This is a genomic window from Microcoleus sp. PH2017_05_CCC_O_A, from assembly GCF_020738785.1.
GTDB lineage: Bacteria > Cyanobacteriota > Cyanobacteriia > Cyanobacteriales > Microcoleaceae > Microcoleus.
In genome coordinates this window covers 1-12206 of sequence record NZ_JAEQCB010000175.1, presented here as the reverse complement: position 1 = coordinate 12206, position 12206 = coordinate 1, and the positions used below count along the sequence as shown (strand labels likewise).

Here is a 12206-nt window from a genome sequence, read left to right as displayed (position 1 = left end):
CCGCTCGCGACAGGAGATAATATCGTTTCCGGTCAAATCCAGTAACAGCAGAATTCTGCCAGTGCGAGCGTCCCCGCTCGCGACAGGAGATAATATCGTCTCCGGTGGCATCGGAATTATATATCAATACGGTTTACTTAACGCTTTTTTAGGAATTTTATCTGACGATTTTCTAGGCAATACAGGCATTTTTTGCAAGTCAGATTCTTCTTAAGTCAACCGTATTGAATTATATATTTGAATCGTCAGAATTCTGCCAGTGCGAGCGTCCCCGCTCGCGAGAGGAGATAACTTGCGAGCGGGGACGCTCGCATTGGTAAAATGATGATTCTGATGCAAAGAGAAACGAGAGTACAAGCTTTTCCCAATTTAAATAACATATTTGGGGCGGACAATCTTAGCCCACCCCACAAGATTTTAATTGTAGAGAGATAGTTTAATTTAAATGGCGAGCCGATCGCACTCATTTACTGAAAAGAAAATCCTAATTTCTATCACTCTGTAGTTTCGGGGAGAGTTTCGACTACATACTCGGGTACATACTCAGCTACCTTTTCAGGTAGATTCTCTGGCAATTTTTCCGGCAATTTATAGGGCAAATTTTCCGGTGGATTTTCCAGTCTCACTCGCCGGATCGGCAGATTTGCGATCAGTGACATAGCCCGCTGGTCGCTTTCGAGACCGAACTCTGACTCAGTGGTATCAATTTCCACGTAGCGAGACACCACCTCTAGAATTTCTCGGCGCATAGACTCAACCATTTCGGGGCTGAGTTCTGACCGATCGTGGGCTAGAACGAGTTTGAGGCGGCGTTTTACATCGTCGCGGCTGTTGTCAGGGATGCGCGGGAAAAGTCGTTCGAGAAGTGTGTATATCATGGTTGCGGCGGGTTTGTCAATGGTTGGGCATAGAAAAAGTCAGGCGATTTTAGATTTTAGATTTTAGATTGGGGAATGACTTATTCCCGTCTGGTTTGGAGTCGGGGGCAGCAGTTTGATGCTTTTTGCGAAATGGTTTTACTCCGGGAATTTTTCGGCTAGTTTTTGCGATGCAGTGGCTGCTATTAAAGGTCGATCGCCAATAGGGCAGCACATCACATAATTTTAGTATTGAAAAACTTGCGGAGGCGAGTGAAAAACGTTTCCCGACGGGGAGTGAGATCTAAAAAATCAACTTTTTCGCCTTCTAAACGGCGGGCAATATTGTCGAAGGCAGTTCCAGCTAAAGAGGTCGTTTCCGACAATACTAATGGTTCGCCTCGGTTGGTGGAAACGATGACCCGCTCGTCGTCGGGAACGACGCCTAACAGCGGAATGGCAAGGATTTCCCGCACGTCTTGCACCGACATCATATCATTTGCCAGCACCATTGCAGGCCTGATCCGGTTGACGATTAGCCTGATTTTCTTGACATTGTTGGCTTCCAGCAGGCCGATGACTCGATCGGCATCACGAACAGCAGCGATTTCTGGAGTTGTGACAATGATACCTTCTTGCGCCGGGGCGATCGCATTTTGGAAACCCTGCTCAATTCCAGCCGGAGAGTCGATCAAAATATAGTCATATTTTGGTGCCAACATCCCCACAAGCTGCTTCATTTGGTCGGCGCTGATGGCATCCTTCATCCGAGTTTGGGCCGCCGGTAACAGCACCAAGCGCGGCTGCCGCTTATCTTTCACCAAAGCTTGCTCTAAGCGACACTCTCCGGCGAGAACTTCTAATGCCGTGTAAACAATGCGGTTTTCTAAGCCCAGCAGCAAGTCTAAATTTCTGAGGCCGAAATCGGCATCAATTACCGCAACGGTGCGCCCCCGCTTAGCTAAAGCCATGCCGAGATTGGCTGTGGAGGTAGTTTTTCCCACTCCGCCTTTCCCTGATGTAACAACAATAATGCGAGCCATAAGCGATTTGGTAATTGCGAATTGGTAATTGCGAATTGGTAATTGCGAATTGGTAATTGCGAATTGGTAATTGCGAATTGGTAATTGCGAATTGGTAATTGCGAATTATTCTGATGTTTGTCGATTATTCGCCATTAGTATTTGGTAATTTAGCCAGCATCTTTTATTCCTTGAATCAACTCAACGCTCACAACTAATAAGTCTGATTGTTAGACAAATTTTAGAGGAAGTTTCATTGATATTTTCCATCGTCCTTTAATGACTGATTTAGCCAAGACAAAAATTATCAAATGCAGGTTGAAACAGCATTACCCATTACCCATTACCCATTACCAATTACCAATTACCAATTACCAATTACCCATTACCAATTACCCATTACCCATTACCAATTACCCATTACCCATTACCAATTACCCATTACCGCCCATTAACTGCGATTTGTCAAAATCAGAGGCTCTACCGATCCGAATCCCCTGAGGCGTCACATAGGCGACTTCCGGGAAAAACTGAGCGGGTGAGGCTTCTGGGCCTCTGGCAACGTACTTAGCAATCCTAATCACCATCGGTTCCATCTGCAAGGTCATAATCACGCTGTTGGTGTTGCCGCCGGCACCCGCGTGCACGACGCCCCGCAAACGGCCCCAAACCAGGATATCGCCTCCGGCGACGACTGAGCCACCGGGATTTACATCTCCCAAAAGTACGATCGTCCCTGGGTGACGAATTTCTACGCCCGATCGCACAGTCATCTGCAAATATAAAGGTTCCGCCAGCGATTGCGGTTTTTCGGCGGATTTACTCAGGGTAGAAACCGGAGGCTGCTGTTCTACAGAATAGCCTGCCGTTGCCGCAGCTACGGCCGTTTGGCGGCGGCTGGTGTGGACTCGTTTGAGTTGCAGTTCCGCTTCCAAGAGGGCATCGGCGATTTCTTGCAGTTGGCGGATATCCAAAAGTCGATCGCTGCCCATCAATTGTACTTCGGCATTCGGCTGCCAAAAGCGTTCTCCAGCATTCAGCCTGACTTTTAGCTGCTGGCAAAGTTCAGTCCAAGTCGATGCCGTACCAGTTCCAGGTTCGTTGTTCGTTTCTGGGGGAAGTAGCAACAATAGCTGTCCGTCTTCAGTCTTGAGTCGGACTTGCAAATCTAAGCTAACTTCGGGTGTTGATTGAGGGGTAGCAGCAGCAGCGGCTGTGGAGGCATCGGGTGTCATGGGACGGTTCGATCTTGGGTAGCGAAAGGTTAACATCAATATTAGCTTGAGTCGTCTTTGGCCTCAGCCTTTGGAGCGAAAAGTCGGGTTTTTTTATTTTTAACCGCAGGTAAGGCAATTTTCTTTCATTTTTGAACAAGATTTTTTTGATTCACCGCAGAGGGCGCAGAGTACGCAGAGAAAGAGAGTTAAGAGAAGAATAAAGTAGGTCTAGACTGGGTACTTTACCGCTAGAAGTAGCACGTCTAACCACGTTTGTCTAAGTTATGTAATTATTACTTTACAATTACCATGCAGCAAATAGAACGTTATCGCGGCAGTCTAATCGGTTTGGCAGTTGGCGATGCTTTGGGAACAACTTTAGAGTTTTGTCGCCCCGGAACCTTTGAACCCATTAACGATATGATTGGTGGCGGCCCGTTTCGACTGCAACCGGGACAGTGGACGGATGATACTTCGATGGCACTTTGTTTGGCAGAAAGTTTGATTAAAAAAAAAGGTTTCGATCCAATCCATCAATTAGAAACTTATCTGAAGTGGCGGCTAGATGGACATTTGAGCAGTACAGGCAAGTGTTTTGATATTGGCAATACGGTGCAAGAAGCACTTTGGCATTTTAAAGATACAAAAAAGCCTTACTGCGGTTCTACTGATGCTTGGGCTGCTGGAAATGGTTCGATTATGCGTTTGGCTCCGGTACCTTTGTTTTATGCTAAAAATCCTTTAGAAGTCATAGAAAAATCTGGAGAAAGTTCTCGAACTACTCACGGTGCTGCTACTTGCGTCGATGCTTGCCGCTATTTCGGTACTTTAATTGCGGGGGCTGTGAATGGAGTTAGTAAAGAAGTTTTGCTTTCCGAAAGATATTGTCCGATCGCCGAATATTGGGCCGCGCACCCGCTGGTGGCAGAAATTGATGAAATTGCGGCCGGTTCTTTTAAACGGCGACAACCTCCTGAAATTAAGGGTACTGGTTATGTGGTTAAGTCTTTGGAGGCGGCTCTTTGGGCATTTTATAACAGTTCTTCTTTTGCCGAAGGGTGTTTGCTGGCTGTGAATTTGGGCGACGATGCGGATACAACTGGTGCGGTTTACGGACAGTTGGCGGGAGCTTTTTACGGCGAATCTGCTATACCACAAAAATGGCTCTCGCAATTGGCACATAGCTCTTTAATTGCATCTTTCGCCGAACAACTCTTGACTGTAGGACTTACGCACGGGTGACTATAAACCGAGTTTTTGTACAACAGTTCGCGATCGCAAGTGTCACAATACTTAAATATTTTCTTAGGTACGTAGTTGCGCTTCAGCGCTCAAGCACAACCACGTACCTTTTTGAATATGCCAGTTGCGTAATTTCGGTAGAAAAATGTTTTCTTACACCAGTTGAAATACCCGGTTTATCAGATTTTTTGTGCGTAACTCATATAGCCCTTCTCAGATAGATGAGGTATGACTTTCATGGGATTGTTTGGTGTGTAACTCGCTTAGTGTATAATCACCATAAGAGCGCTGAAGCGCAACTACGTACCTTTTTTGCGCGTAATCCCTAACTAAAATTAGGAGACGGCGCGATGCTCTCGCAACACGTAGCCAACTCCTCGAACCGTATGCAGCAGCCGTTTTGAGTTATTTGCTTCTAACTTAATCCGCAACGCCCGAATATACACTTCAATAATATTTGACTCGCCCATAAAATCGTAACCCCAGACTTTTTCTAAGATGCGATCGCGCGTAATGACTTGACGGGGATTCCGCAGCAAAAATTCCAACAAATCAAACTCTTTTGCCGTGAGTTCAATTAGTTGATTTCCTCGATAAACTTCACGGGTTAAACAATTTAAGATTAAGTCTTCAAATTCTAAGCTATCCGGGTCATTTGGTTGAGTTCGGCGCAGGCGTGCTTTCACCCTCGCGAGGAGCTCTTCCATACTGAAAGGCTTCGTTACATAATCATCAGCGCCAGCATTTAATCCCGTTACGCGATCGGGTACTTCATCCTTTGCTGTTAATATAATTATTGGTACTTGCACGCCAGTCGATCGCAATCTCAAACAAATATCCAATCCAGAGATACCCGGAAGCATCCAATCTAAAATCAACAAATCCGGTTCAGCCGTGCGGGCGAGGGTTAATCCATCCAATCCGTTGGGGGCGACAGTGACGTGATATCCTTCTAGAGTAAGTTCAGATTCGATGAACTTTGCCAGTTTCGGGTCATCTTCAACAAGGAGAATGCGATCGCTCATAGCTGCGGATTCCAAACAGGTAAGGTGATAGTAAAAATACTACCTTCTCCCGGTTTAGAGCGGATCGCGATACGTCCTTCCATACCTTCGATCAGGCTTTTGGCGATCGCCAATCCCAACCCAGTACCGTCTCTAGAGCGCGTCATAGACTCATCCACCCGGTAAAACCGCTCGAAAATCCGTTTTTGGTGTGGCAGAGAAATACCAATGCCGCGATCGCGCACATGAACCATCACCTGCTGTTCCCTCTTTTCTAAGACTAACTCAACAGGTTGTTCGGGAGCAGAATACTTAATAGCATTATCAACTAAATTAATTAAAACTTGTTGTAAACGATCCTGATCCGCACAGGCGACAACATCCTCATCATTTGACACCAAAATAACTTGCCGATTGCTAACCTTTGCACTCATTTCTGCCACCTCCGCCACCAGAGTATTCAGAATCACCGGATGCAAACGAAAGTGCAAATTGCCACTATCAGCCCGCGCCAAATCCAGCAAATCTTCTAACATCCGAATCGTGCGTTCAGTTTCACCAACCGCCGTTTCCAGTGCTTGCTGCTGATAGTCGCTTAAATTAGTGCTGCGCCGCAGCAAACTTTGTAAATAACCAACTACCACCGTCAGGGGAGTGCGTAATTCATGGGAAACATTACCCACAAATTGGCGCTGTTGCTCCCAGGAACCGGATAATCTAAACAACATTTCATTAAAGGTTTGTGCAAGTCCTAAAATCTCATCAGGAGCCTGATGCAGTTGGAGTTTTGCCGCCTGCAAATTATCAGCAGACAAAGTGCTAGCAACCTGACTCATCTCTTCCAGAGGGGCCAGAGCATGACGTATGCGACTGGCGATCGCCACGATCAACACTAAAATTACCACAACACTGACCATAATTAAACTCCGAATCCCATCATTTAACTCATGTTGCTCGTCCGTGATATCTTGAGAGAAATATACCGTACCCAACAACTGATTTTTAATCCTCAGAGTTGTGCTACAGATTACCAAATAGCGATCGGCAACCCGAACAAAAGTCGGCTCAGCAGGTACTTCCGTCAACGAAATCATCTTCGTAATCTTAGAAGATTGCATATCCATATCAGGTGAATTCACCAACAGCATCCCATCATTGCGCTTCACCCACACCATAATTCCCCCTGTCGAAGCTTGATGAACGCTGCGGCTTAAACCAATTTCTAGAGAACCCATTTCACTATAAAGTTCCACCTGTTCGGGAAACCGGATTCCAATATATTCCAGCGTTTTTTTATGAGCAACTACTAGATTTTGCGATCGTTGCCAGCCAGCCCAAAATGCCACACTGCTAAGTCCTAAAATCGATAGTACCAGCAATTCCAGAGTCAAGCGAAACTGAAGCGAAGAAGTAGAAAATCGCTTGCCCTTGAGATTGTCAATGGTTGCTCTTAATTGCCGAATACGCTTCATTGTTTAGTTAGGAGTAGCGAGGGATTAACGAAAAGTCATAAACCATATTTTTGACGAAAAGACACGTTTAGACCATAATATAAGCTAAAAAACCCGGTTGATTGGATATGAGTCCTAGGGTGCGTAGCCTGCGAAAAATCCTAACTAAAGATTGATAATCTCGCAGCGACGCACCTGACAAAAACCGGGTGCATCTGGTTTTTAAAGAGAGCGAACCATGACCGCATATAAGTTATTAACGCAGATGCACCCCAAACACCTCTGGTACTCATGCAATTTTATCTCTTAAAATTATCTGCATTTATCTGTGTTGCATCTGCCTTTCATCTGCGATCGCTCAATCGCTCAATCCCGAAATTTATCCCTTAAAAAATCTCCGCAGTACCTTTAATCTGATTAAATTCAAAGCGTCGAGCATAATCTGTTTCACCATAAAGATTAAAACTAATAGTTGGTTCATCTCCCAGCGCTTCCACATGATGAATCGCATCGGGCATCAAGCACAAAATGTCACCCGGTGCAAGCAAAATATCTCCCACTGTTTGAATTTTATCGGGAAACTTCGGAATTGGCGATCGCCTCCACAAAGTATTTTTCTCCTCTCCACCCAGTAGCGCCACCAGTCCCCAACTAGCATGATTGTGAATTGGAGAAACAGCACCCGGAGCCCAAGCCACCAACTGCACAGTCAGAGGAAAAAACGGTTCATCATAAAGAGTTTGTACCGCCCATCCCGTCTCCGAGTCAGGTTCGAGAAGAGCAATTTGCAGCCAGGAAGAACTATCTAACAACCTGCGAACCAGGGGACAAATTGCCTGGAGTCGTAAATAATCATCACTAATTTGGTCTAATACATCTTCCAAATCAGTTAAAAAGCGATAAAGTCGGTAGGGATGAGTCAAATCTTCAATTTGACTGGTATCCTCAGAAACACGGTATTGTCCATCATTAGTCACAAACAAGTTTTTTCCTGTCATCACTGCTCAACTCACTGTTAAATGACTGCACTACTAAAAAATAGTCATGGTTAATCTCCACTCTATAAGACCTTCCTGGCAACTAGATGATATTTTCCTAAATAAAAGATGAATTTTAGCTGAAGACGCGAATCAATTAATCTCAAACTTTAGACAAAAGCGCCAAAGTTGAGAAGCATCTTGAAATTATCTGCCTTAATCTGCCTTAATCTGCCTTAATCTGGGGTTGACCAATTAGCAACCACTCATGATTTTATCTAAAATCTATCCGATCTTCATCTTACGCTCATATTTCTCTAAATTAATGCTGTTAATCTCAAGTCACAGAGGCATAAGTTACTCTCGGTCTCAATTCAGATTCAGGATTGAAACTCCAAGAGTTTTCTATTCGCCTTCTTGTACATAAACCCTAGATTTTGGAGATTGAATATGCGTAAACCAGCATTATGGCTCAGCTTGTGTCTAAGTAGTTTGGTAGTTACAGTATCGCTGGTGACTGCAACGACACTCAATACCTCTGCTATAACTAATAGTGCGATCGCACAAACCAACCCCTGCGCTTCCAAAAACCCCTGCGCTTCCAAAAACCCCTGCGCTTCCAAAAACCCCTGTGCATCAAAGCAAAAAAACGTAGGAGGCCCGCTAGCAAAAGAAGTGCAAGGAAAGCCCGTCGTAGTTGACGTTTATGCAGCCTGGTGTGCTGGCTGCAAAAACATTGCCCCTACGCTTTCCCAACTGAAACAGCAATATGCAGGAAAAGTGAATTTTGTGGTGCTAGATGTGACAGATAAATCAACCACTTCTCAAGCAGAGGCAAAAGCGAAACAGTTAGGACTCAGCCAATTTTTCGCATCGAATAAGTCTCAAACGGGAAGTCTAACCATCATCGACCCTGCCACAGGAAATATTCTAGCACAGCATCGCAACAATCCCAACAAATCTGCCTATACAACCGTGCTCGATCAAGCGCTTGCTAAAAAATAGCTGCTTGCAGGTTATAGGTAAATCGATCGAACAGGATTTACGCATGATAAGAGTGCATAGGCGAGATCGAAAACCGGGTTTTTACGAAATTTATGCGTCTAAAACATCAAATTAGCTAAAAAACTCGGTTTTTTTTATATGCTGTTACACAGTAATATTTGTTTTCGCCAATCTACTTACTTTTGCGTAAATCCTATTAAATATTCTAGGAGAAGCCATGACAGATATTCAAAAGCGTGAACCCCAAGATAAAAGTACCAAAAATTTTAAATCTCCGAATAAATGGCTATTTTTGGGTGGATTGGCATTACTAGGGTTAGTGCTGGCACTGGCGTTCGCAGGCCCGTTTTCTCAGGCAATTGAACATCTGATTTCGGTAACTGAAAACAACTATCAGCAATGGTTCAGCCAGCAAGATACAGCTAACCCACTGGTATTGTTTCTCCTAGCCTTTATCGGTGGTTTAATCGCCAGCATTTCACCCTGTATTCTGGCAATGTTACCCGTTAACTTGAGTTATATTGGTACCCGAAATATCACTTCCAAGCGAGATGCTTTTCTTAAAGCCAGTTTGTTTGTGTTGGGAGTTGTGACAATTCTCAGTTTTTTCGGGCTGGCATCCTCATTTGCCGGGGCTGTCATGGTAGACTACCGGGGCTACATCAATATTGTTGTAGGAATTATCATTTTTATCATGGGTTTTAGCTTGCTAGGAATTGTGAAATTGCCTTTACCGGGAATCAATATAAATGCTTCAAATTTGGGACCATATGGGGTAGGAGTGACTTTTGGTTTGGTGAGTTCTCCTTGCGCTAGTCCGGTTTTATTTGCTGTGCTGGCAGCGGGAGGGGCTACTGGTTCACAATTGCTAGGAACCTTGACCATGATCTGTTATGCTCTCGGATATACAAGCATCATCTTTCTTGCCAGTCTATTGACTGGTTTTGCCAAGCAAGCTAAGACTTTGATGCAGCATTCCGAGTCGATTCTGAGATTTGGTAGTGTCGCTCTAATTTTGACAGGTTTGTATTACATGATTGAGGGTGTTCGCTGGTTTTTTTAGCAACTTATGAGAATTTTATCTCCGATCCAGTTCTTCCTCATTTAGGACTCATTTTCTTGAGTGTTAATGTAAATAACCTCAAGTCTTGAAGATAACTAACTGTCAGCAGAGTTGCCAGAGAGTAAAAAAATCAAGCAAATATCAGGTCTGAAATTACTAACAATTCATCTGGAGATTAAACACATGAAAGTAAAATACATTACCACGATCGCCATTGCCACCATTTTAGGCTTGGCAACAGCTAATGTTAGCTACGCCAACTTCAAGGCTTCCACCAACTTAAACTCTACAACCGTTTCATCCAAGATTGCAGAAGCCAATCCTTGCGCTGGAAAAGCCAACCCTTGCGCTGGTAAAAATCCTTGTGCTGGTAAAGCCAATCCTTGTGCTGGTAAAGCCAATCCTTGTGCTGGTAAAAATCCTTGTGCTGGAAAAGCCAATCCTTGTGCTGGAAAAGCCAATCCTTGCGCTGGTAAAGCCAATCCTTGCGCTGGTAAAGCCAATCCTTGTGCTGGAAAAAGCAGCACAACAACTGTTCATCCTAAGTATTACACCGAGAAAGGTGTGGCTCTTGATGGTCAGGATGTTGTAGCCTATTTCACCCAAGGCAAATTAGTGATGGGAGTTAGCCAATTTAAACAGAATTGGGGCGGAACAACTTGGATATTTGCTAGTGGAGCCAACCGCGATATGTTTGCCAAAAATCCTGAAAAGTATGCTCCTCAATACGGTGGATATTGCGCTCAGGCTGCCAGTGAAGGCAATCTTGTTGCAACCCAGCCTGATGCCTGGAAAATTGTTAATGGGAAGCTTTATCTCAACTACGACAAGAAAGTACAGGCACAGTGGATGGGTGATATTCCCGGTCACATTGCTTTAGCAAACAAGAATTGGCCGACTATTCTGAATAACAAAGAACTGTTTCGTTAACTTCAAATAGGACTTAGGGCGGGCGGGACGCCCATCCCACAAGAAAATGTCTGGTGGCACAGGCATCTTGCCTGTGGCCCCTTCGGGCAAGGGCGGGCGGGACACCCCACAACAAATTTGACCTCTGGTGGCACAGGCATCTTGCCTGTTCCTAAGAGGGCGGGCGGGACGCGCACCCCACACCCGTTCATACATTTTCCTCAAAAAAAATATGACTTCATGGCTGAATTCTTTGGGCTTGCATCGTCGAGACAGTGCCCGCAGCAACCGGATACCGATCGCCACCCTCGTGATGTTAGGTTCAGTTATCGTAACCGGTGGACTGGTTGCTGCTTGGTTTTCCGGTAACGGCACTCTCTACCATCTATTTGCCAAACTCCAATCAATGCAGAATCATCCTCCAATGTGGCTGGAAGTGCCAATGGTAATGGGGGAGTCTTTACTAACACCTACGATCGCTCTGCTGGCTATTGCTTGGCTGATTATGCGTGTTTCGCCCGTACCCCGAACCTGGTCGCGGGTTGCAGTCATCGGCATTTTGTTGGTGTTGGTGACTCGCTATCTGCTGTGGCGATCGCTCACAACTTTAAATGTATCCAATCCCTTAGATGGAGTGTTTAGCATTGGGTTGTTTCTCCTAGAACTTTTCCTCTTGCTGACCAATATCCTTCAGTTATTTTTGATGTTGCGCGTCAAGGATCGGCATTCAGAAGCGAATCGGTTGGCGATCGATATAGTTGAGGGTAGATTCACACCAGCAGTTGATGTTTTGATTCCCACTTACAACGAGCCTGCCTATATTCTCAAACGCACTGTTATTGGTTGTCAAGCCATCGACTATGCCAATAAAAAAATCTATCTCCTCGATGATACGCGCCGTGAAGAAATTCGGCAAATTGCAGAGGAATTAGGGTGTGAATACCGCACTAGAGCTAATAATCACCATGCAAAAGCCGGGAATTTGAATCATGCTTTGACTCATACTCAAGGAGATTTCATCGTTGTTTTTGATGCCGACTTTATCCCTACCAAAAACTTTCTGATTCGCACCGTTGGTTTCTTCCAAGATCCGAAAGTTGCCCTGGTTCAAACGCCTCAAAGTTATTACAATGCTGACCCGATCGCCCGTAACTTAGGTTTGGATAATGTTATTGCGCCGGAAGAAGAGGTTTTCTACCGCCAAATTGAACCGCTCAAAGATGGCGCCGGCAGTGTAGTTTGTTCTGGAACCTCCTTTGTTGTCAGGCGCAGCGCCTTAGAAGATGCCGGAGGATTTGTTACCGAATCCCTCAGTGAAGACTATTTCACAGGGATTAAACTTTCTGCTAAAGGCTATCGCTTAGAGACCTCCACAAAAAGAATGATCCAATAGCTATGTGGGTTTAGCGAAAATTTCCACAAACCATTTGTGAAGATTGGGCAGACGATTTATCTGGGT

The 12206-nt window shown here is 44.9% G+C and carries 12 protein-coding genes and 1 pseudogene; 7 read left to right on the top strand and 6 right to left on the bottom strand.

Going from position 1 to position 12206, the window contains the following annotated elements:
* Window positions 1-214: hypothetical protein (locus JGK20_RS29370; RefSeq protein WP_293187198.1), on the top strand; the 214-nt coding region annotated here is incomplete at its 5' end.
* 406 nt (window positions 215-620) lie between these two features.
* On the opposite strand, the pseudogene minE reads toward JGK20_RS29370, so the two are convergent.
* Together minE and minD are read right to left on the bottom strand one after the other, a co-directional pair.
* Window positions 621-878, bottom strand: a pseudogene (gene minE / locus JGK20_RS29365) (cell division topological specificity factor MinE); the annotation flags it as partial.
* 215 nt (window positions 879-1093) lie between these two features.
* Window positions 1094-1900, bottom strand: a complete 807-nt coding sequence (gene minD / locus JGK20_RS29360) for a septum site-determining protein MinD (protein ID WP_293187202.1) — start codon at window positions 1898-1900, stop codon at window positions 1094-1096.
* A gap of 290 nt (window positions 1901-2190) precedes the next feature.
* On the opposite strand from minD, the gene JGK20_RS29355 reads away from it, so the two are divergent.
* A complete protein-coding gene (locus JGK20_RS29355; protein WP_293233113.1) occupies window positions 2191-2334 on the top strand; it encodes a hypothetical protein in 144 nt (47 codons plus the stop codon).
* Here the strand turns inward: JGK20_RS29355 and minC are convergent.
* On the bottom strand, window positions 2314-3114 hold the full coding sequence (minC, locus tag JGK20_RS29350; protein ID WP_293193806.1) for a septum site-determining protein MinC: 801 nt from the start codon (window positions 3112-3114) through the stop codon (window positions 2314-2316). The two genes, JGK20_RS29355 and minC, sit on opposite strands and share 21 nt — an antisense overlap.
* A gap of 291 nt (window positions 3115-3405) precedes the next feature.
* Here minC and JGK20_RS29345 point away from each other — a divergent pair, with 291 nt between their 5' ends.
* Window positions 3406-4338 carry an ADP-ribosylglycohydrolase family protein gene (locus JGK20_RS29345; RefSeq protein WP_293233111.1) on the top strand — a complete coding sequence of 311 codons (933 nt, stop codon included), beginning with the start codon at window positions 3406-3408 and terminating at the stop codon, window positions 4336-4338.
* Window positions 4339-4673: 335 nt separating this feature from the next.
* On the opposite strand, the gene JGK20_RS29340 is transcribed toward JGK20_RS29345, so the two are convergent.
* From JGK20_RS29340 to JGK20_RS29330, 3 genes are all read right to left on the bottom strand, one after another.
* Complete coding sequence (locus JGK20_RS29340; RefSeq protein ID WP_293186405.1) at window positions 4674-5363, bottom strand: response regulator transcription factor; 690 nt, start codon at window positions 5361-5363, stop codon at window positions 4674-4676.
* On the bottom strand, window positions 5360-6814 hold the full coding sequence (locus tag JGK20_RS29335) for a HAMP domain-containing sensor histidine kinase (RefSeq protein ID WP_293213812.1): 1455 nt from the start codon (window positions 6812-6814) through the stop codon (window positions 5360-5362). The genes JGK20_RS29340 and JGK20_RS29335 overlap by 4 nt, the downstream gene beginning before the upstream one ends.
* 365 nt (window positions 6815-7179) lie before the next feature.
* Window positions 7180-7791 (bottom strand): cupin, encoded by a 612-nt coding sequence (locus JGK20_RS29330; RefSeq protein ID WP_293186401.1) that lies wholly within the window; start codon window positions 7789-7791, stop codon window positions 7180-7182.
* Window positions 7792-8220: 429 nt separating this feature from the next.
* Between JGK20_RS29330 and JGK20_RS29325 the strand changes: the two genes are divergently transcribed.
* The 4 genes from JGK20_RS29325 to JGK20_RS29310 all read left to right on the top strand — a co-directional run bounded on the left by JGK20_RS29325 (window position 8221) and on the right by JGK20_RS29310 (window position 12140).
* Window positions 8221-8775 (top strand): thioredoxin domain-containing protein, encoded by a 555-nt coding sequence (locus tag JGK20_RS29325; protein WP_293186399.1) that lies wholly within the window; start codon window positions 8221-8223, stop codon window positions 8773-8775.
* Window positions 8776-8992: 217 nt separating this feature from the next.
* Window positions 8993-9838, top strand: a complete 846-nt coding sequence (locus tag JGK20_RS29320) for a cytochrome c biogenesis protein CcdA (RefSeq protein ID WP_293186397.1) — start codon at window positions 8993-8995, stop codon at window positions 9836-9838.
* A 183-nt stretch (window positions 9839-10021) separates the two neighbouring features.
* A complete protein-coding gene (locus tag JGK20_RS29315; RefSeq protein WP_293233109.1) occupies window positions 10022-10768 on the top strand; it encodes a YHS domain-containing (seleno)protein in 747 nt (248 codons plus the stop codon).
* A 211-nt stretch (window positions 10769-10979) separates the two neighbouring features.
* Entirely contained in the window at window positions 10980-12140 is a 1161-nt protein-coding gene (locus JGK20_RS29310) for a cellulose synthase catalytic subunit (protein ID WP_366039646.1), read from the top strand.
* Window positions 12141-12206 lie beyond the last annotated feature (66 nt).